Origin of the sequence: Citrobacter sp. wls718, assembly GCF_005280945.1 — a bacterium.
In the GTDB taxonomy this organism is placed as follows: domain Bacteria; phylum Pseudomonadota; class Gammaproteobacteria; order Enterobacterales; family Enterobacteriaceae; genus Citrobacter; species Citrobacter gillenii.
The window spans coordinates 40,750-61,555 of the sequence record NZ_SZWV01000003.1 but is presented as its reverse complement, the minus strand read 5'-3'; the positions used below and the strand labels follow the sequence as shown (position 1 = coordinate 61,555).

21 protein-coding genes are annotated in these 20,806 nt (G+C 52.3%); 12 read left to right on the top strand and 9 right to left on the bottom strand.

All coding sequences use genetic code 11. The features are described from left to right. Positions 1–30 precede the first annotated feature (30 nt). Both FDW95_RS00330 and FDW95_RS00325 read left to right on the top strand, forming a co-directional pair. Entirely contained in the window at positions 31–2,373 is a 2,343-nt protein-coding gene (locus tag FDW95_RS00330) for a fimbria/pilus outer membrane usher protein (RefSeq protein WP_115257144.1), read from the top strand. Continuing rightward, entirely contained in the window at positions 2,364–3,311 is a 948-nt protein-coding gene (locus tag FDW95_RS00325) for a fimbrial protein (protein WP_115257143.1), read from the top strand. Before FDW95_RS00330 ends, FDW95_RS00325 begins: the two co-directional genes overlap by 10 nt. 77 nt (positions 3,312–3,388) lie before the next feature. Here FDW95_RS00325 and FDW95_RS00320 read toward each other — a convergent pair whose 3' ends face one another. Together FDW95_RS00320 and FDW95_RS00315 are read right to left on the bottom strand one after the other, a co-directional pair. After that, the gene (locus FDW95_RS00320; RefSeq protein ID WP_223240284.1) at positions 3,389–4,228 is read right to left on the bottom strand and encodes a helix-turn-helix domain-containing protein; all 840 of its coding nucleotides are present in this window, start codon (positions 4,226–4,228) and stop codon (positions 3,389–3,391) included. A gap of 245 nt (positions 4,229–4,473) precedes the next feature. After that, positions 4,474–5,391, bottom strand: coding sequence for a LysR family transcriptional regulator (locus tag FDW95_RS00315; RefSeq protein WP_115257142.1), 918 nt, complete (start codon positions 5,389–5,391; stop codon positions 4,474–4,476). Positions 5,392–5,503: 112 nt separating this feature from the next. Here FDW95_RS00315 and FDW95_RS00310 point away from each other — a divergent pair, with 112 nt between their 5' ends. Together FDW95_RS00310 and FDW95_RS00305 are read left to right on the top strand one after the other, a co-directional pair. After that, complete coding sequence (locus tag FDW95_RS00310) at positions 5,504–6,511, top strand: zinc-binding alcohol dehydrogenase family protein (RefSeq protein ID WP_115257141.1); 1,008 nt, start codon at positions 5,504–5,506, stop codon at positions 6,509–6,511. 1 nt (position 6,512) lies between these two features. After that, positions 6,513–6,818: a putative quinol monooxygenase gene (locus FDW95_RS00305; protein WP_115257140.1), complete on the top strand. Its 306-nt coding sequence runs from the start codon at positions 6,513–6,515 to the stop codon at positions 6,816–6,818. A gap of 39 nt (positions 6,819–6,857) precedes the next feature. On the opposite strand, the gene FDW95_RS00300 is transcribed toward FDW95_RS00305, so the two are convergent. Further along, on the bottom strand, positions 6,858–7,634 hold the full coding sequence (locus FDW95_RS00300) for an SDR family oxidoreductase (protein ID WP_115257139.1): 777 nt from the start codon (positions 7,632–7,634) through the stop codon (positions 6,858–6,860). Positions 7,635–7,781: 147 nt separating this feature from the next. On the opposite strand from FDW95_RS00300, the gene FDW95_RS00295 reads away from it, so the two are divergent. Together FDW95_RS00295 and FDW95_RS00290 are read left to right on the top strand one after the other, a co-directional pair. Continuing rightward, on the top strand, positions 7,782–8,726 hold the full coding sequence (locus FDW95_RS00295; protein ID WP_115257138.1) for a LysR substrate-binding domain-containing protein: 945 nt from the start codon (positions 7,782–7,784) through the stop codon (positions 8,724–8,726). A gap of 26 nt (positions 8,727–8,752) precedes the next feature. Further along, on the top strand, positions 8,753–9,655 hold the full coding sequence (locus FDW95_RS00290; RefSeq protein ID WP_115257137.1) for a carboxylate/amino acid/amine transporter: 903 nt from the start codon (positions 8,753–8,755) through the stop codon (positions 9,653–9,655). 28 nt (positions 9,656–9,683) lie between these two features. On the opposite strand, the gene nlpA is transcribed toward FDW95_RS00290, so the two are convergent. The 3 genes from nlpA to FDW95_RS00275 all read right to left on the bottom strand — a co-directional run bounded on the left by nlpA (position 9,684) and on the right by FDW95_RS00275 (position 12,154). Continuing rightward, positions 9,684–10,502: a lipoprotein NlpA gene (nlpA, locus tag FDW95_RS00285; protein WP_115257136.1), complete on the bottom strand. Its 819-nt coding sequence runs from the start codon at positions 10,500–10,502 to the stop codon at positions 9,684–9,686. Between the two features lie 124 nt (positions 10,503–10,626). Then, positions 10,627–11,517 (bottom strand): Rpn family recombination-promoting nuclease/putative transposase, encoded by an 891-nt coding sequence (locus FDW95_RS00280; RefSeq protein WP_115257135.1) that lies wholly within the window; start codon positions 11,515–11,517, stop codon positions 10,627–10,629. Between the two features lie 220 nt (positions 11,518–11,737). Then, positions 11,738–12,154, bottom strand: a complete 417-nt coding sequence (locus tag FDW95_RS00275) for a GNAT family N-acetyltransferase (protein WP_115257134.1) — start codon at positions 12,152–12,154, stop codon at positions 11,738–11,740. A gap of 129 nt (positions 12,155–12,283) precedes the next feature. Here FDW95_RS00275 and FDW95_RS00270 point away from each other — a divergent pair, with 129 nt between their 5' ends. After that, positions 12,284–12,577 (top strand): YicS family protein, encoded by a 294-nt coding sequence (locus FDW95_RS00270; RefSeq protein WP_115257133.1) that lies wholly within the window; start codon positions 12,284–12,286, stop codon positions 12,575–12,577. Positions 12,578–12,613: 36 nt separating this feature from the next. On the opposite strand, the gene FDW95_RS00265 is transcribed toward FDW95_RS00270, so the two are convergent. Next, a complete protein-coding gene (locus tag FDW95_RS00265; RefSeq protein WP_115257132.1) occupies positions 12,614–13,561 on the bottom strand; it encodes a LacI family DNA-binding transcriptional regulator in 948 nt (315 codons plus the stop codon). Positions 13,562–13,853: 292 nt separating this feature from the next. Between FDW95_RS00265 and FDW95_RS00260 the strand changes: the two genes are divergently transcribed. The 5 genes from FDW95_RS00260 (at position 13,854) to FDW95_RS00240 (ending at position 18,813) form a co-directional block, all read left to right on the top strand. Next, entirely contained in the window at positions 13,854–14,168 is a 315-nt protein-coding gene (locus tag FDW95_RS00260; protein ID WP_096759495.1) for a PTS sugar transporter subunit IIB, read from the top strand. A 12-nt stretch (positions 14,169–14,180) separates the two neighbouring features. Continuing rightward, positions 14,181–15,512 (top strand): PTS sugar transporter subunit IIC, encoded by a 1,332-nt coding sequence (locus FDW95_RS00255; protein WP_096759028.1) that lies wholly within the window; start codon positions 14,181–14,183, stop codon positions 15,510–15,512. A 20-nt stretch (positions 15,513–15,532) separates the two neighbouring features. Further along, on the top strand, positions 15,533–16,915 hold the full coding sequence (locus FDW95_RS00250; RefSeq protein ID WP_115257131.1) for a glycoside hydrolase family 1 protein: 1,383 nt from the start codon (positions 15,533–15,535) through the stop codon (positions 16,913–16,915). Positions 16,916–16,927: 12 nt separating this feature from the next. After that, positions 16,928–17,230 carry a PTS lactose/cellobiose transporter subunit IIA gene (locus FDW95_RS00245; protein WP_008786514.1) on the top strand — a complete coding sequence of 101 codons (303 nt, stop codon included), beginning with the start codon at positions 16,928–16,930 and terminating at the stop codon, positions 17,228–17,230. 206 nt (positions 17,231–17,436) lie between these two features. After that, on the top strand, positions 17,437–18,813 hold the full coding sequence (locus tag FDW95_RS00240; protein ID WP_115257130.1) for a carbohydrate porin: 1,377 nt from the start codon (positions 17,437–17,439) through the stop codon (positions 18,811–18,813). A 125-nt stretch (positions 18,814–18,938) separates the two neighbouring features. Here the strand turns inward: FDW95_RS00240 and nepI are convergent, their stop codons facing one another. Both nepI and FDW95_RS00230 read right to left on the bottom strand, forming a co-directional pair. Next, positions 18,939–20,132, bottom strand: coding sequence for a purine ribonucleoside efflux pump NepI (gene nepI / locus FDW95_RS00235; protein WP_115257129.1), 1,194 nt, complete (start codon positions 20,130–20,132; stop codon positions 18,939–18,941). Positions 20,133–20,262: 130 nt separating this feature from the next. Further along, positions 20,263–20,715 carry a DUF1198 domain-containing protein gene (locus tag FDW95_RS00230; RefSeq protein ID WP_096759021.1) on the bottom strand — a complete coding sequence of 151 codons (453 nt, stop codon included), beginning with the start codon at positions 20,713–20,715 and terminating at the stop codon, positions 20,263–20,265. Between the last annotated feature and the right edge of the window lie 91 nt (positions 20,716–20,806).

Sequence of the window (20,806 nt, the reverse complement as noted above, 5' to 3'; positions counted from 1 at the left end):
CAGTAAGTTGGCAGCATCACCGCCGTCCTGATGGGCAACGCATCTCTTAATGATTTGCGTTCTTTTAATGCGGCAGGCTTGTTACCGGGCCAGTATATAGTCGATATATATATCAACGATAACTGGCGCGGACGTCGTGAGCTGTTATTTGAAAAAAATGACCGCGGGGAATTAGTCAGCTGTTACTCGGGGCAATTTCTTAAAGGTGTGGGCATCGACCCAAGTAAGATGAATGATACGCTGGCCGCGAATCCCTCACGCTGCGCCAGCATCGCCAAATGGGACCCAAGTGGGAAAGCCAACGAGCAGCTCAACACCAGCCAGCTTGAGCTACGCATCACCATCCCACAGGCCTATGTCGAGAATCTTGACAGCAATTATGTTCAACCTGAATTATGGCAACCGGGGATCCCAGCGATTAATTTCGGTTACAACGCAGATTATTACAGCACCCAGCAGCGGGGTCACGATCGTGCCAGCACGGACAGTGCGTGGTTGGGGATGGATATCCGCGGCTCCGCTGGAGGGTGGCTGCTTGAGCATTTTGGCAGTCAGAACTGGGACAGCAAGGTGGGTAGCCATTACGCCAATAACCGCACGACGTTAAAACGACCACTCCCCGGTTTGGGATCCATGTTCAGCGCCGGGAAGTTTTATACCGACAGCCAGATGTTCGACAGCATTGCTCTTCTTGGGGTGGGGCTGGCTTCCGAGGATTTAATGCGCCCGGATAGCACGCTGAACTGGGCTCCAGTCATTCGCGGGGTGGCAGAAACCAATGCTCGGGTAACCATCACTCAGGACGGACAGACTCTTCACCAGTCCTCCGTTCCAGCCGGGCCATTCTCGATTGAGTCCGTGCTGCCCGCCAATACTGGGGGCGAGCTACTGGTGACCATTCAGGAGTCTGACGGACGTATCCGTCGCTTCACCGTGCCTTACGCCAGCGTCCCGCAGTTGCTCAAACCCGGTGTTTCACGCTCTGGCGTGGCCATGGGTACCGTTGATGAAGATAACAATGATGACGACCCGTTTGCTGCTCAGGCTTACTGGCAGTATGGCCTGAACAACTTTCTCACCTTGTACAGCGGCGCATCCGGGTTTGAACGCTATCAGTCAGCGCAGCTCGGTAGCGGCCTCAACAGCAGACTTGGCGCATTCGCCATTGATGTTACGCAATCACGCCTGCATCTTGATGATGACCGCCATCAGGGCCAGCAGTACCGTCTGACCTGGAATCGAACTCTGGCCTGGTCTGAAACCTCGCTCTGGCTGGAAGCTAAATACAGCTCACATCACTTTTATGGCCAACGCGACGCCCTCGATGCACTGGATGCCGAAAAGTCTGACAACCCCTTTCGCTCATTACGCGAGAAACAGTCGTATAGCGTCAGCATCAATCAACCGTTATCAGACACCTGGGGTTCATTCTATTTGTCCGGCTCACTTAAAAAGTACTGGGATCAACAGGACAATTATCGCCAGTATGCCGTGGGCTACACAAACTCATGGGGTAATCTGACCTGGAACATATCAGCACAACGACTCTGGAATGAGGATGATCACGGTTCGGTCACCAAAGACGATCAAATCATGCTTTCGTTAAGCTATTTTCTGCCACGAGACAACGCCGGATTTACACAGATTTCGTCTGACAGCTACGCGAATAACGGAACAGCCAGCAATACGCGCCTCGGTTTCACCACCTCTTCCGATGATGAAAATAATATCGTATGGGGAGTCAACACCGGCTACGCTCGCGGTGGCGATGCAGAATGGGGCGCCAACGGAATGATCCGCACCCCTTACACCTCAATAAACGGAACATGGAGCCAGGGCAACTCGTGGCATCAGATCAGCGGAGGGATGAGCGGGATGATGATCGGTCACGCGAAGGGAATCACCTTCTCACCAGAGCGCTCTGATACCGTCGCGCTGGTTTACGCACCGAATGCCAATGGCGCACATCTAGACGGCGTGCCAGGAACCCGCTTCGATAAAAACGGTTATGCCATTATGCCGTGGCTGCGCCCGTGGCGCGTTAATGACGTGATGATCGATCCAAAAGGCTCCGCTGACGGCCTGACATTCAGCAAAACCCAGGGAAAAGTTGCGCCTTACGAAGGCAACGTCGTTCCCGTCATCTTTGAAACAAAATTGCAGCGACAGACGATTATTTATCCCCGCCTTTCAGACCAGCAGAAATTGCCGTTCGGCGCCATTATCCGCGACCGCACCAATAACCATGTTGGCTATGTCGGGCAAGGCGGTGCGCTCTATATTGATGAAACCACCTCACCGGACGTGTTTGTTTCCGTGGAAAACAGGAAATGTACGATCGTATTAAAAAGCCAGGAGGCCACATGCCGCTAATACGGGCTGCTTTTATTCTGGGTATTACGTTGGGCATTCATCAGACGGCTAGTGCTGCATGCACACTGGCCTCGCAAAAAATGATTGTCCCACCGGAAACCGTCACAGTGAAGCGTGCTGTTCAGTCCGGAGGCGTGATTCAGTCACGTACGATTTTGGTTCCCAATGTTCAGGGGACGGAATGCACAAACAGCCTGCCGTTTACCGCTCAGGTGATGGGCGATCGGTCGGTAGCAACCTTACCCGGCATCCTGCGCAGCAACGTAAGCGGTATCGGTCTGAAAGTCTCTCTGGAAACGTCAACCGGACGCACCATCCAGTGGCCATCAGCGTTCAGGGCAACTCCGGACGAGTTTAAAAACAGCAAGATCAATATTGAATTGATTAAGCTGGACAGCAGCCTTCCTGCTGCCTCTTCGTCAGGCTCATTGAATCTGCAGATAAAAAGTGAAACGCAGTCGCAGCCGGTGGTGGATATCGTCCTACCGGCAAAATATATCACGCTGCTCAGCCGTTCCTGTAAGGTGCAAGGTAACCGCACGATCAACGTAGAATTGCCCGATGTACCGCTGAAGCACTTTAAGCGTCACGGCAGCACAACGGCAAGAAAACCGTTTTCTATCGACCTGCTTTGTAAGAACGACTTCTCCACGCCAGCCCGGGTTATCTTGCGCTGGAGCACCCTCTATAGTGGACAGGATCGTAACATTGGCGTCTTACCCAATATTCTCCCCAACGGTGCAAAAGGAATCGGCATTCAAGTTTTAGATCAACAACAAAACCCTATCAACTTTAATCAGCAGTCCACATTTCCGTTAACACATCAGGATAAGGGGAAATACACTATTCCTTTTCATGCACAATATTATCAAACGGAAAGGAACGTCAGCCCCGGGAGGGTTCGCGCCGTGTTGTATTTCAATGCGGAATATGAATAACCATCGATAAATAAGACGTGCAGCATGGTCTTTGCTCCACGAAAGTGGAGCCTTTTTCATCAGGACATGTCCGATCGTCATAGGTCTAACGGAATATAGTGCTCACAGATAATTGTCTTATTGATAACATCTTGTGGATGATAGCGAAACACTTCAATATCAAAACCGGGCTTTCTTTTTAATTTCAACTCCGGCATTGATTTCAAATAAATATATTTTGAATACAATGGATAGGCATCTTTCCTAAATATGAATGAAAAACAGGCATATTCACCCGGAGGGTACTCATAGCGGTTATAAGCGTTCAGCGCATGATGATTCTTGCTGCCAATAATGGTTCTAATCTTCAGTCGCGTCGTCGACCTGGGATGGGGCGCAAAATCGGTAAGCGCCCACACATCTTGCTTTAAACTGGCAAGCTGATCGAATATCAGGTTAAGACGTTGGAGGTGTGAGTCCTCGGTTGGCGGGACTGGCGAATCATAGCGGTACTGAAACCCGGAAACAACATCAGCTGGTAACGTCCTTAGCTGTGGTTTATCGATAATGGTATCGCCGTGTTGCGCATACGACAGCAGCGGCGAGAGATCCCAGTTCGTGTTTTTACGGTACTCTCTCGGTGTACAACCCGTTAATTTTTTGAATTCACGGGAAAAAGATTGCTGTGAATCGAACCCTAGCCGCACCGAAATATCGATGATATCCATCATCGTCAGGCGTAACAAAGAGGCCGCTTTGGTAATCCGTCGCTTGCGAATATAGAGGCCTACCGGCATATTGATTCGCTGTTTTATCATTCCCTGAATATGTCTTCGGCTATACCCGGAAAAACGGGTAAGGTCGTCTATATCAACACCTGTGACGTAATTCTCTTCGATATAAAACAAGACGTCATTAATCGTCATTGCTTTCAACATACCTTCTCTATCTCCATTTAAAAAAGCATCCGTGCCCACCTTTGAAAACGGGATAACGGGATAAACAAATAACCCGATATTAGAGAAGGCTATTTTTACGTTGTATAGCAATGTGCACTATTCGCGTCAAACAAATTTAAACGAATATACATACCCCACGTAAAACTATACGCAAAATACTCCATTTTAATATAGTTAAGTTCGGTATTTATTAATACTTAATGGCTGCGGAGAAGCGCTGACGGTTAACGACGCTCAGAGGGAAGCATCATCAGCGTTTCACACCGCGCCTTCACGGCGTCGTGCAGCAGGCGCACCGCCGTTGAAAGCTGTTTTCGGTGCGGGCAAATCATATTTAGCGGGACTTTTTCCCCCTGATAATCAGGCATCAGCAACTGCAAACGACCGTCACGTACATCTTCACTCACGTCCAGCCACGACTTATACGCAATCCCCTCACCGGCAATCGCCAGACGACGGATCACTTCGGCGTCATCGCTCATAAACGTGCTGTTGACCTGCACACTGCTGACCTCACCGTTGCGCGTAAACGTCCAGCGGTCATGGAGTCGCCCGCGTAAGACGAAGGTCATGGCATTTAACGGCGCTAAATCATCTGGTTTTTGCGGCTCACCGTGCTGCGTAACCCACCCCGGAGAAGCCACCAGCACGCGTCGATTACCAGGAGCCACGGGCAGTGCGATGTAAGACGCATCCTCGGTATTACCATAACGAAACGCGACATCGACGGGATCTTTAAACACATCAGTCACCTGATCGGAGAAAAAGACCCGCAGGCGCAGGGCGGGGTGGCAACGACGAAATGACTGAAAAACAGGCAGCAGCAGGTTACGCCCGAGATCGGACGGCACCGCAATTTGCAGCGTGCCGGAAATCTCATCCTCGGGTGTCTGAATTTTCTGCAGACCGGCATGCATCACGTCCAGCATCTGGCGGGCATAGGGCAACCAGACCTCGCCTTCCGGTGTCAACCGCAGACTACGCGTGGAGCGCGCAAACAAGCGTATGGTCAGCGTGGACTCCAGGCGCTTGATGGCGGAACTGACCTGGGCCGGCTGGACGCCGACTTCGCGCGCCGCATCACTAAAACTGTTAAGCGCCGCGGCGCGGACAAACAACGTGAGATCTTCAAGCCGGAACATTTTCACTCCCCGAGTATAAGTCCTGTCGCCGTGAGGCTATTTTTCCCGTTCTGATGCCGGTTTACCATCGAATTATTCAACAGATAAACAGAATCCTGTAACCGGAGAGATTATGAAAGCCATCGCCATTACCCACGCCGCAACCGACGGCAGTAACATCGCATATTTACAAGAGATTGACCTGCCAACGCCCATTGCCAAAGGGCATGACCTGCTGGTTGAGGTGAAAGCGATTTCCGTTAACCCTGTTGATACCAAAGTTCGCGAGGGATTCAGCGCTGATACCCCGCGTGTTCTGGGCTGGGATGCGGTGGGCGTGGTGAAATCCGTCGGCGAGTCCGTAACGTTATTCACACCGGGCGACGAAGTCTGGTATGCCGGCGCGCTGGGTCGGGCGGGCAGTAACAGCGAATTTCAGCTGGTTGATGAACGCATTGTCGCGCTGAAGCCGCAATCGCTGGATAACGCCTCTGCCGCCGCCCTGCCGTTGACGGCCATCACCGCATGGGAAATGCTGTTCGACCGCCTGGGTGTTGCAGAAAATGGCAACGAAGGCGACGTATTGTTGATCGTCGGTGCGGCGGGTGGCGTCGGTTCTATCCTGACTCAACTGGCGAGTAAACTGACCAAAATGACCGTTATCGGCACAGCATCGCGCCCGGAAAGCCAGAAATGGGTGCGTGAAGCAGGTGCGCATCATGTGATCGATCACAGTAAACCACTGACCGAAGAGCTGGCACGAATTGGAGTTAAAGAGGTCACACACGTTGCCAGCCTGAATAATACCGAACAGCACTATCAGCAGATTATTAGCGCCCTGGCCCCACAGGGCAAACTGGCACTGATTGACGACCCAGAATTCCTTGATGCTCGTCCGCTAAAAGCAAAAAGCATTTCACTGCATTGGGAATTTATGTTTACCCGTTCAATGTTCGAAACCCATGACATCATTGCCCAGCACCAGCTACTGACCCGCGTGGCGCAACTGATCGACTGTCAGACGATCCGTACTACTCTGGGCGAGCATTTGGGCACTATTTCTGCGGCGAACTTACAAAAAGCCCATGCGCAAATTGAAACCGGTCGTGCGGTAGGCAAAATTGTTCTGGAGGGGTTTTAATATGTCTGACACTGAAGTGATTTCTATTATTGCGGTACTGAAAGCCAAACATGGGAAAACCGACGCCCTGAAACAGGCACTGCAGGCCTTACTGATGCCCACGCGTCGGGAACCGGGCAATATAGAGTATGCGCTGTTTCAACTGCGCGATACGCCGGATGTGTTTTACGTGCGCGAATCCTGGCGGGGTCAGGCCGGTCTGGACGACCATATTGCTCTGCCGCATTTCCAGACGTTTATCCTGCAAATGAACGATCTGCTGGCCGAGCCGCTGCGTCTGGATTATCTGACGCCGATTGCGCCTTAATCTCTTGATGAAATCCCCCGCCACACGGGGGATATTCAGTCAGGCATTACGCCCCGCCATCACACCGCCATCCACATCCCAGACAGCCCCGGTCACCCAACCCGCTCTATCAGAAAGCAGGAATGCGACGGTTTCTGCAACGTCAACTGGCGTCCCAACCCGGCCTGTCGGATGGAAGCTATCAAAGCTGCTCATCACCCCCTGCACATCCTCTTTCGGAATAAACCCTTCATAGATAGGCGTGTGTACCACCGCTGGAGAAACGGCATTAACGCGAATACCGCAGCCCCCCAGTTCAATGGCCAGATTTTTCGTTAAGGCATGCAGGCCCGCTTTTGCCATCGAGTAGGCCGAAGAGGGCGTCGCCGCTATCGCTTGTTTTGCCCACATCGAACCAATATTCACAATGGCACCATTTATCTTTGCCGCCACCATATTGCGCACCACATCCCGGGTAATGAAGAACATTGCGCGGTTGAGGCTCATGTACAGATCATAATCTGCAACCTCATGTTCAATAAATGGTTTCGGCAAGAAAACCCCGGCCGCATTGACCAGCAGGCTGATGTCGCGGTGTTCGGTATTCACCGTATCCATCACCTGGTGCATTCCGGCTTCTGACATCAGATCCGCGGCAATGACCGCGACATCACCCATTGCCGCCAGCGCCTGACGCGCCTGCTCAGCTTTATCGGCACGATTACCGACCAGCACCACACGTCCACCCTCTTTCAGGATCAGTTTCGCAGTTTCAAGTCCCATCCCACTGGTCCCGCCCACCACTAACAGTTTTTGTCCGGCAAATAATGCTTTCATCGTTAACCTCGTTTCAAAAATTCCTTGATGCGCTAAAGATGCCACCCGGCAGAGGTGATGACGAATGAGAAGAAATAGCGACACCAGAAAGAAAATCTATCTCGCAGGCGTATACTGAGAACTGCCAATCAGAAGGAACAGAACCAGATGCGTTTACTTAATCGACTAAAATGGCTGCACGCCTTTGAGGCCACCGCCCGCCATGGCAGCTTTACCGGCGCTGCGCAGGAGTTGGGCGTAACGCCCGCCGCAGTCGGACAGTTGGTACGCGCACTGGAAGATTGGGTGGGCCATCCGCTGTTACACCGATCCCGTTCAGGTAAAGAGCGCCTCACGCTGGTTAGTGAAGCGCAGGACGCATTACGCGACATTACCCAAGGACTGGATAACCTCGAATCCGGGCTGAATAAACTGCGCGGTCGTCGGGCACGCTCGGTGGTAATCATCACCGCCTCTCAGGTACTGGTAATGAACTGGCTGATGAGTCGTCTCAACCGTTTCTCGCAGGCGCATGAAAACATCGAACTACGCCTGAACGTGACGGAAAAATTAATGGATGTCGCCCACGGCGAAGCGGATTTGGGTGTGCGCTGCGGAAAAGGTGACTGGCCAGGAGTCAACAAAACCAGGTTGATGGATGAAGAGGCCGTTCTGGTCTGCAGCCCGCTCCTCGTGCCAACAGAAAAAATATCCTGTGGTGAATGGTTGGCCACACAGAAGCTGATCCATGATGATACCCCCCACCACGGTGCCAATTTTCCGTCCTGGGATGATGTTCTGAATGCTACCCATGCTCCCGCCGCACGCGAAAGCGGGCTGCACATCAACTCCACCGCCACCGTGATTCTGGCAGCACTCAGTGGTCAGGGTGTGGCCATTGTGCGCCTCGCGCTGGTGCAACAACTTCTTACTGACGGACAACTGGTCCAGCTTCATCCCAACGTCCGCTGGCCTCTAGCATGGTCATACTACATCGTCACGCCACAGCACGCGGCTATGCGCCCTGAGGTGAAAATCTTTAATGACTGGCTGAAGGCGGATGTGCAGGCAGAGATCCATACCATCTCTGATATGATACCTGCACACAAATAAGACAATACAACCATGCCGAGGGAATAATGAGTTCCACCAGAAGAGGGATGATGAACGTCCTGATTGCCGCCGTATTATGGGGAAGTTCGGGCGTTTGCGCGCAGTACATCATGGAGCAAAGCCAGATGTCGTCGCCGTTTTTAACCATGACGCGCCTGATTTTCGCCGGACTCATTCTGCTGATGCTCTCGTTTGTGCACGGCGACAAAGTCTTTTCGATCATCAAAAACCGCAAAGATGCCATCAGTCTGCTGATCTTTTCTGTGGTCGGCGCGCTCACCGTACAGCTGACTTTTCTGCTGACCATTGAAAAATCCAACGCCGCCACCGCAACGGTACTGCAATTTTTGTCACCAACTATTATCGTGGCGTGGTTCTCCGTAGCGCGTAAAGCGCGACCCGGCATTTTAGTGCTCACCGCCATTCTGACTTCACTTATCGGCACATTCCTGCTGGTGACTCACGGCAACCCAACCTCGCTGTCTATTTCACCTGCCGCGCTGTTCTGGGGGATCGCCTCCGCCTTTGCCGCCGCGTTCTATACCACCTATCCCTCTACGCTTATCGCCCGTTACGGTACGCTGCCGATCGTTGGCTGGAGTATGTTGATAGGTGGCCTGATCCTGCTCCCGTTCTATGCCGGAGAGGGAACGGACTTCGTGGTCAATGGCAGTTTGATTCTGGCGTTTTTCTATCTGGTGGTGATCGGCACATCGCTAACGTTTAGCCTGTATCTGAAAGGCGCGCAGATGATTGGCGGACCGAAAGCGAGTATTTTGAGCTGTGCGGAACCGTTGAGCAGCGCCCTGTTGTCGCTGTTATTGTTAGGGATTACGTTTACCCTACCTGACTGGCTGGGCACGCTGCTGATCCTCTCTTCTGTAGTGCTGATTTCAATGGATTCCCGTCGCCGCGTCCGAACGGTATAACACCGAGCGGCGCGGCTATAGAGGGCTATTACCAGCCCGGTACCGCGCCGCCGTTAAAGATTTTTTCCGCCGCTTTTGCGACTTCCGGAGACTGATAAGATTGCAGGAACTCTTTTACGTTCTCGGCATTTTTATTGTCTTCTCTCGCCACCAGGATATTCACGTACGGCGAGTTTTTATCTTCGATAAACACGCTGTCATGTACTGGCGAAAGTCCGGTTTGCTGAATGTAGGTGGTACTGATGATCGCCACGTCTACTTTCTGATCGTCCAGCACGCGCGGCAACTGCGCGCCTTCCAGCTCCATAATAGTCAGATGACGCGGATTATCGGTGATATCCAGCGCCGTCGGCAGCAGACCGGTTCCCTCTTTCAGCGTGATTAATTTTTCTTTTTGCAGCAGCAACAGCGCACGCCCGAGGTTAGTGGGATCGTTAGGTATCGCAATCGTCGCACCGTCTTGCAGTTGATCGACCGTTTTGATTTTTTTCGAATAACCGGCCATCGGGAAGACAAAGGTATTGCCCACCGCCACCAGCGTATAGTTATGCGCTTTATTATCCTGATCCAGGAACGGACGATGCTGGAAGACATTGGCATCCAACTCACCCTGATTAGTTGCATCATTAGGCAATAACGAACCACTAAATCCCACCAGCTCAACATCGAGTCCGTACTTCTCTTTGGCCACCTTCTTCGCGACTTCCGCCACATCCTGCTCTGCGCCGTTAATCACGCCGACTTTAATGTGTTTTGTATCACTGCTTTGCTGGTCGCAACCTGCCAGCAATAATCCCGCCAGCAATACCGCGGTCCCGACCCCGAAATAGGGTTTCTTCAGCTTCACGTTTTTATCCTTTTGAATTAACCGCCCATTGAGTAATGAAATGACTATAGCGGGAAGGCCGCTGCGGTTTATAAAACGAAAAAGCATCAGCAAGAAGAAAAAGGCATAACGGAAATAAGAGAGATTAGTCGGAGTGTTCCATAAGCTCATCAATGGATAGCCCGGTAATCAGTAGCACCAGGTCGCGATCGATACCCTTTTCAAGCATGGAATGTGCAATCCGCAACGCTTCATCCAGCTTTCCTTCTTTTCTCCCCGACTCACGTAAGCATTCTGCAATAGTCATTAATCTCTCCTTGTGTTGGGGAACGCGCCCGGCAAGCCTGCGGATAAACACCTCAAAACGGGTCGCACTACCAGACTGTAGCAAGTAATTAAACAGCGTTTCTATCTGGCTGTCATTAGCGTGTTCCTTAACAAGCAGGACCGTCAGTTTATCCACCAGAAGCGTCAGGTCGCGCTCACGGATATGCTTTTGAACAAGCTCCAGCAGAGCCATCCGCCGATGCTGCATAATCTCATCATCAGACACCACGGTGATGTCCACCAACGGAAAAGGCGCATCATAAAGTTGCCGCGCTATCTCTGGCTCGGCAAATTCATCCAGCCAACTTAGCGAAAAGGGATATGGGCTTTCCACACCATGGTAAAAAAGTATCGGCACCACCAGGGGCAACGTTTTATACCCGGCGTCGAGATGACGCTGCATCGCGGCAATGGCATAGCGCATCAGTCGAAATGCCATGTGGGCATCCGGCGAACTTTGATGTTCAATCAGCGCATAGATGTAGCCATTACCCTTCGTTGTTTGCAGAGACCACAGTACATCGGAATAGCTGGCCCGCAGGTCTTCCTCTACAAAACTGCCGGATTCAAGCTTCAGCGTGTCCAGCTTGCAAAGGTCGCGTAGCGATTCAGGAAGCCAAATATCCAGGAAATCCCTCGCCGTTTCCGGGTGGGCTAAAAACCTCTTAAACACCGCATCATGCGGCGTGGATGTCGTGCTTTTTTTCATGGCGATCCATCACCTGCAGTACAAGATGACGGGACCTTACTCGCCTATCGCATAATCCACATCAGGCAACGTTTAAGCCTGCGAGGTGCTTTGGGAGATAAATACACACTACTGTAATGTATTCATTTTCAGGGAATGATGTTCGCAAAGATGCCCGGAGGCGCTAACGCTTACCGGGCCTACACGGGCTGCTGAAACGCATAACCGGCTGTGACGGTCATCAAAACGTTTTCGATAAATAGTGGCGCGCAGCCCCTTGCTCCGGAAAATTTTCGAGGGTTAATTGCAGCTGGTAGCCGTTCTTTTGATAAAACGGTAGCGCCTGGAAACTCAGGGTATCGACCAGCGCATGCAGACATCCTCTCTCACGAGCCGTCTGTTCTGCTGCCTGAATAAGATTCGTGCCGTAACCCCCTTTACGCAGGGATTCATGCATCCACAAAAACTTGATACACAGCCATTCACCTTTGATTTGGCCGATCAGCCCCCCCAATATTTCATTGTGTTCATTGCGCCAGTAGACCGCCAAATCGCCGAAATTGCTCGTTTTCAGGAACTGCAGATTGTAAGCCCGCAACCCGGTAAGCAGCGCGTTTTGATCGTCTTCGGTAACCGTATCCGTAATCTGTATCTGCATTCTATCCTCCTGAAAAACTACAACTTCTGGCTGATTTGGTTTTAGACATTAACACAGGCTGATGAGTGAGCCTTATGGCGTCTACACTTACTCTTGAGATGATGCGCATCGACAACAAGGATTATTATCATGAAACGAGCCGTTTTTCCGATTATTGCCGTCCTTTTCACGCTGCCGGGTCTGGCGCAGGCCGACTCGGCTTACGGTTCTCTACAGGCAGTTCACGAAAAAAACACCGTATTAAAGGACTTACGCAAAATTTGTACCCCACAAGGGTCGCCGTCGGATGAAGTATGGGAAAAAACCATTATGTCTGATACGCGTAATCAACAGCACATTCGCGAGGCCATTTTGGCAATACAAAGGAGTAATCAGAATAACTACTGGGATGCGCTGGGCAAAGTGGAATGCCCGGATATCTAGGCGTGAAGCGCATGGCTTCACGCCTGATTAAGACGGTTAACGCTGAGGAATAATGAGGTCGCCACGCAGCACGTATGAACCCAGCACGTTCTGGGTTTTCTCGTTCAGCCAACTGACAATGCGTGCCGCCATCGCATCCATTGAATACTCAATGGCCGGGATAGTTGGAATGCCCGGTAGATGCAGCGAACCGGCCAGGCTAAAGACCATAATGTCTCCCGGTACCGATTTATTAAACGCCTGCAGCTGCGGGATAACCCGCTGGGCCTGCTGTTCGTCCGCCACCAGCAGCGCGTTAAAATTGAGCGTTGACGCGTTATTGAGCAGCTCCTGCAATGCCACGGAGGACGACGTGGCTTCCATAAACACCAGATTGCGGTTAAACGGCAGGAAGTTTTTTTCCAGCGCATGCTTGTAGCCCAGCAGCACCTGATCCGAGAACCCCATACCGTCCGGGTGGATCAGTGCAATCTGGCGTCGGTTCTGGCTTATCAGGTAGTTACAGGCTGTTTCGGTAGCAAACGCGTGATCAAACTGAATGCTGTTGACGTCATCGCCAGAGTCCAGGCAATCCACCAGAATGACATTCTCCTGGCTAATGCTCAGCGGGAACCGCGCGCCAATAATCAATATGTCATCACACAACCCACAGCTTAATTCATCCAGGGCGTTCATCACTTCCGCTTTGCTATTGGCAAAACGCAGCAACAGATGCTTTTGATGCTGGCTAAGGTGTTTTTCCAGCGCGTAGAGATAGCCGGTAGTCTGGTTAATGTTATCCTGCGCGCAAATCACCCCAATACAGCCGGTAGACTGACTCAGCAGCGACTGTGCAATCACGTTCGGGCGATAGTTCAGTTCATCCACCGCTTTCAGCACGGCAAGACGGCTGGCCTCTTTGACACCACGTGAACCGCTCAACACGCGTGACACCGTGGCCTTTGACACCCCGGCCAGACGCGATACATCGTTGATAGTAGACATCATTCTCCCCTGACAGGACCCGCCTGGCCCTTTCCTTCCTGTATTTAACACTGGCTTAAATAATCGCCACTCGCAGTATATCTGTTTCCGTTTTTCATGGAAACCGATTTTCCATTTGGACTCAAAAAGAGATCAAATCGCCGAATTTCGTGAGCCAGATTCAAATAATTAGCCTTATAACAATAAGATCTTGATGGCCGTCACAGTTCTGTTTGCGATGAATGGAAACCGGTTTCCGTATGATATCAAATCAGACTCGCAATATGTTTTTACATTTAAAGGATGGTTCACCATGTTCAGGATTATGTTGTGTTGCTCTGCAGGGATGTCCACCAGCATGCTGGTTCGCAAAATGGTTGAAGAAGCGGAAACGCGCGGGTTGCCCGTGAAGATTGATGCATACGGTGTTGCCGAATTTGACACACAGTTTCCAAATTATCAGGTGGTGCTGCTCGGCCCCCAGGTAAAGTACATGCTTACTACGCTCTCAGAAAAGGCTGCCACCCAGGGTGTACCCGTAAAAGCCATAGATATGATGGATTACGGTATGCAACGCGGTGACAAAGTGCTGGATTATGCCCTGTCGCTGATTGAAGCGGCACACTAGAAAGGTATCAATATGAGTTCGTTATATCAGTCAATGGTTGCCGTCATTGAACAATCCATCACCCCGCTCGCCGGAAAACTGGGGCAGCAAAAGTATGTGATTGCGATTCGTGACGGTTTTACGGCGGCGCTGCCGTTTATGATCATCGGCTCGTTCATGCTGGTGTTTATTTTCCCTCCGTTCTCTGCCGAAACCACCAACAGCTTTGCCCGTGGCTGGCTCGACTTTTCTGCCACCTACCGTGAACAGTTAATGCTGCCGTTCAACCTCAGCATGGGTGTTATGACGTTCTTCATCTCCGTTGGCATTGGCGCCAGCCTTGGCCGTCAGTTTAATCTCGACCCAATTATGTCCGGGCTGCTGGCTTTTATGGCGTTTCTGCTGGTAGCAGCGCCTTATGCCGACGGAAAAATCTCGACCCAGTATCTTTCCGGTCAGGGAATTTTTACCGCCCTGATTACCGCCATTTATTCCACTCGCGTGTATGCCTGGCTGAAGCAGAATAACGTGACAATCCGCCTGCCGAAAGAAGTGCCGACCGGCGTCGCGCGTTCATTTGAGATCCTGATTCCGGTGCTGGTGGTAATTGCCACCCTGCATCCGCTGAACCTGTTTATCGAAGCACAAACCGGGATGATCATTCCGCAGGCGATTATGCACCTGTTGGAACCGCTGGTTTCCGCCTCTGATTCGCTGCCGGCGATTCTGCTTTCCGTCCTGCTGTGCCAGATTTTCTGGTTTGCGGGAATCCACGGCGCACTGATTGTCACCGGCATCATGAACCCATTCTGGATGGCAAACCTGTCCGCTAACCAGGCGGCACTGGCGGCAGGTGCGGCGCTGCCGCACGTTTATCTGCAAGGCTTCTGGGATCACTACCTGTTGATTGGCGGCGTGGGCTCAACCTTACCGCTGGCGTTCCTGCTACTGCGCAGCCGCGTCGCCCACCTGCGCACCATCGGCAAAATGGGAATTGTGCCTAGTTTCTTTAATATTAATGAGCCTATTCTGTTTGGTGCGCCGATAATCATGAACCCGATGCTGTTCATCCCGTTCGTCTGCGTTCCAATGATCAACGCCGTACTGGCCTATAGCGCTACCAAGCTCGGCTGGATAGCCCAGGTCGTGTCGTTAACCCCGTGGACCACGCCAGCGCCAATTGGGGCATCCTGGGCTGCGAACTGGGCATTAAGTCCGGTGGTGATGTGCTTTATCTGCATGGCAATGTCGGCGCTGATGTACCTGCCTTTCCTGCGTGCGTACGAACGTTCTTTGATGAAATCCGAAGAGCAAAAAGCCCAGGATGCCGTCTCCGTGGCGAACGCTGCCCGTAGCAACTCATAATGAATCAAGGAGTCAGAACAATGAGATACCGTTTTCCTGAAAACTTCTGGTGGGGCAGTGCCTGCTCAGCGCTGCAAACCGAAGGGGATAGCCTGAACGGCGGTAAAAGCCAGACCACATGGGACGTGTGGTTCGACCGTCAGCCAGGTCGTTTCCATCAGGGGGTTGGCCCGGCAGACACCTCCGGTTTTTATCAACACTGGAAACAGGACATCGCACTGCTGAAACAGCTACAGCACAACAGCTTTCGTACATCCTTGAGCTGGTCGCGCCTGATCCCGGACGGCACCGGCGAGGTCAATCCCGAAGCGGTCGATTTCTATAACAACGTCATCGACGAGCTGCTGGCACAGGGTATCACGCCCTTTATCACCCTGTTTCACTTCGATATGCCAATGGTCATGCAGGAGAAAGGCGGCTGGGAAAATCGTGAAGTTGTGGAAGCCTTTGGCCGCTACGCCCAGACGTGTTTTACCTTGTTCGGCAATCGGGTGAAGCACTGGTTCACCTTCAACGAACCGATTGTCCCGGTAGAAGGCGGCTATCTGTATGACTTCCACTACCCGAACGTGGTGGATTTCAAACGTGCGGCAACCGTGGCTTACCACACCGTACTGGCGCATTCGACGGCGGTCCGTGCGTATCGCGCTGGCAACTATGACGGTGAAATCGGCGTGGTGCTGAATTTAACGCCGTCTTATCCGCGCTCGCAAAATCCGGCGGATGTGAAAGCCGCACACCATGCGGATCTGCTGTTTAACCGCAGCTTCCTCGATCCGGTATTAAAAGGCGAATATCCGGCGGACCTGGTGGAACTGTTGAAACAGTACGATCAACTACCGGCCTGCCAGCCCGGCGACAGCCAGCTCATCGCCGAGGGTAAAATCGACCTGTTGGGCATTAACTACTACCAACCGCGCCGGGTGAAATGCCGCGATAACGCCGTCAATCCTGACGCGCCGTTTATGCCAGAGTCGCTGTTTGATTATTACGAAATGCCGGGACGTAAAATGAATCCATACCGTGGCTGGGAAATCTATGAGCCGGGCATTTACGATATTATTACGAATCTGCGTGATAATTATGGCAACCCGCGCTGTTTTATTTCTGAAAACGGCATGGGTGTAGAAAACGAGCAGCGTTTTATTCAGGACAATCAGATTAACGACAATTACCGTATTGAGTTTGTCTCGGAACATCTTAAATGGCTGCATAAAGGCATTAACGAGGGTTGTCATTGCCTTGGTTACCATATGTGGACCTTTATTGATAATTGGTCATGGCTTAACGGATATAAAAACCGCTACGGTTTTGTCCAATTAGATTTAGCCACGCAAAAACGTACAGTGAAAAAGAGCGGCGAGTGGTTTGCGAAAACTGCCGCCAATAATGGATTCGATTAAAAAGAGAGCATCATGATTGCATTAGAAGAAGCAGTAATGGAAATCATCGTCAATGCCGGGCAGTCACGCAGCCTGTGCTTCGAAGCACTGCACGCCGCGCGCGCCGGGAACATTGACGAAGCGAAAAGCCTGCTTCGTGAGGCTGACGGCTATGCCCGTCAGGCTCACCACATGCAAACCAAATTGATCGAACAGGACGCCGGGGAAGCCCGGCAACCAATGACATTAATTATGGTGCATGCGCAGGACCACTTAATGACGTCGCTATTAGCCCGCGAACTGTCAGAAGAAATCATTCATCTGTATCAACGTTAGTTTCTAAATAACACTTTCTGAACGGAGTATTTATTACGACTAAATAAATCATTTCTGTACCTATTAAAAAACAAACAAATCAACTTGTTTTGGTGATAGCAAATTCAACCGAGACGGGATGGTTATTATCTTAAAATAAATGAATACACACGCTTATTCAGAATGCCAATGGCAACCTGAAGGGTTAAGTGTCAAATGAGATAACCATGAACATAAAAAAACTTCCATTAGCCATGGCGGTCGTGGCCGCGCTGTGCCCAATTTCTGTGCTCGCACAGGAATTTACGCAGGAACAAATCGACGCCATCGTCGCCAAAGCCGTCGATAAAGCGCTGGCGGAACGCCAGGCGAAAATGGACGCTGCCGTGGCGAAGAAAACCGATGTGATTAACGAACCGCAAAGCGCGGCGCAGTCGCCGGATATGGCGATACCGTTCGGCGTGAAGTTCAGCGGCTACGCCCGTTACGGCGCGCACTTCCAGAGTGGCGATCAGAAATACGTTGGCGTTGACGGGTCCTATAACGGTGCATCCGCGATTGGTCGTCTGGGTAACGAAGGCAACGGTGGCGAATTCCAGCTCTCCAAAGCGTTCAAAAGCGACAACGGCGCAATCTGGGATATCAACGTGATGATTGACCACTGGGGCGACGAAGTTAACCTCAAAAAAGCCTACGCGGGCGTGACCAACGTGCTGGAGTCCAATCCGAACGCCTACATCTGGGCCGGTCGTGACTTCCATCAGCGTCCACAACAGGGCATCAACGACTACTTCTGGATGAACCACGACGGCCAGGGCGCCGGGGTGAAGAACTTCGACATTGGCGGCGTACAGTTTGATGTTGCCACCGTCGCCGCCGTCGAATCGTGTAGCCAGGAAGTCATGGAAGACGAAGCCAACCCTTCACGCATTACCTGTACCGGCGGCTCCGGCACCGGCGATAAGGGTAATTACGCGGTGACGTCAAAAATCCACAATATGAAGGTCGGCCCGCTGGACCTGGAGATCTACGCCAACTATGGCTTTGACTCCAAGGCCGTCGAGAGCGATGACCGTCTGAAAGCCTGGCAGGGCGCTTTTGTGCTGAGCCACACCAACGACAGCGGCGTGAACAAGGTGATCGCCCGTTATTCGGATAACTCAGACAACAGCGTCTACAACAAAACCGACGACCTGACCACGGTTTACGCCAGCTTCGAGGGGAGCCATAAGTTTACCCGCCAGGCGCAGGTGGAATACCTGCTGGCGTTCCATGACTACGACAACAGCGCAGATAAAAGTGATAACCGTAAGAACTACGGCGCAATTGTACGCCCGATGTACTTCTGGAACGACATTCACTCCACCTGGCTGGAAGCGGGCTATCAGCGCGTAGATTACGACAACGGCGGGGATAACAGCGGCTGGAAACTGACGCTGTCGCAGAACATGTCGATCGCCATGGGACCCGAATTCCGCCCCATGCTGCGCTTCTACGTGACAGGCGGCAAAGTGGACAACGACCGCACCGCGCGCGTCAACGGCACGAAAGACGAAACCCTGGACGACTTCAACCTCGGCGCAATGTGGGAAGCGTGGTTCTGATAAGGAATCATGCATTATCGTCGTTACGTAGGCCCGGTAAGCACCGCGCCACCGGGCACGATGCCGGAGGGCGGCGTTAACGCCTTATCCGGCCTACGTAGACGGTCCCGCAATGAATATTGGGATCATTGCATACCCTTTATGCGCACTTTCGCTGCCACCACTAGCGCCGTCAGCAGCATCAGGCTGCCGGAGAGCATCAGGGGCGACAGCAGTCCGAGGTTATCAAGCGCATAGCCTCCCACCGCAGCCCCGCAGGTATTGGCAAGCTGGATCACGGCGACCTGGACGGATCCGGCTTTTTCTGCCTGATCGGCCAGCGAGCGGGTGATCCACGTCGACCATCCCACCGGCACCAGCGCAAACGCCAGCCCCCAAACAATCGCAATACCCGCGGCGACCACTTTGTCACTGCCCCAAAAAATCAGGATCAGCGCGCTGATCGCCAGCACCAGCGGTGCACCGGCTAATGCCAGTTTCACCGAGCGCTTCAAAATCATCGACGAGAGCGACGTACCCACAAAACTGGCAATACCAAAGCTCAGCAGCACCAGCGTCAGGCCATCCACATCAAATCCCGCCAGATTCATATACACCGGGCGAATATAGGTAAAGAAGGCAAACTGTCCGGCAAAGGACATAAAGATGGCGATCATGCCGGCCATCACGCCCGGACGCTGGAGCAGGCTGAACATATTTTGTTTCTGGTGCGACGGCTCACCGGGCAGCGAAGGCAGCGATCTCACCACCCAAATGGTGCACAGCACTCCCATTACCGCCGCAGCATTAAACACGTTACGCCAGCCGATAATACCGCCTAAAAAACTCCCCAACGGCGCAGCAATCACCAGAGCAATAGAGACCGCGCCGAAGATAACCGACAGCGCCTTCGGCACCGTACGCGCGGGAACCAGACGCATAGTCAGCGACGCCGACATCGCCCAGAATCCGCCCAGCGCCAGCCCCAAACAGGCACGGCCCACCAGTAGCAACGCAAAAGAGTTGGCGAACGAGACCAGCAGGCAGGAGAGCGTCAGCAGTACTGAGAATAGGATCACCACATAGCGACGATCGGTCGCCTGAATGATTTGCGTGACAAACAAGCTGGCAAACATGGCGACAAAGGCCGTCACGGTGACCGACTGCCCGGCAACACCTTCTGAAATGCCCAGATCCTGCGCCATCGGCGTCAGCAAACTGACCGGCAAGAACTCAACGGTTATCAGGCAGGCAACACAGAACGCGACGGCAAATACCGCCGACCAGTTAGGTCGGGCATTCACCTCTGCGCGGGATTTTTGTTCAATAACGTCACTCAATTTTGTAACCTGCGTAGGATTATTGTAGAAAAGTTACGCAGTGTAACATTAAAAATGTGACGAATTTAACGTTTTAACAACTTTCACCGCCGGACGGCGATGCCAAATAGCCATCATCACAAATCTGATATCAGTGTAGCCAGTGCACACCATCTTCAGGCAGGAAAAAGGCGTTGTAGCGCATTTGAAATGCATTTATCTCCTGCAGGTCTGGCTCCATTTCACGCAAAAAACCGAGCGCCAGACGCACCTGGGCGTCGGTAATTGGCGCGGCCAATCGGGCTTTTTGCAGTAAACGATGCCACTGCAGCAGATTCTGCTCACTACCGTCGACAATGACGACTTGCCAGATCAACAGCACCTGTGCGGCATTTTGCAGATGCGATTCGTCAGGTCGGTGGAGGTACTGTAAAAACGCCTCACCCTGCACTTTTCCCATCTGATCGGTCATCGATTCTACCGCCATCACATCAATACCCAGACGCTCGCTCAACCGGCGAACCGCACGCCGCGCCCCGGACGTCAGCACCCGAAAACCGACAATAAAAACAACCACCAACGTGGCCAGCATTATCCAAATCATGCGCACATCCCTTACCCGACAGGACGCCCATCATAGCGGCAAATTCATCTCTGTCGACGGCCGAACGTGTCAACGCTATTCCGGACGGCGC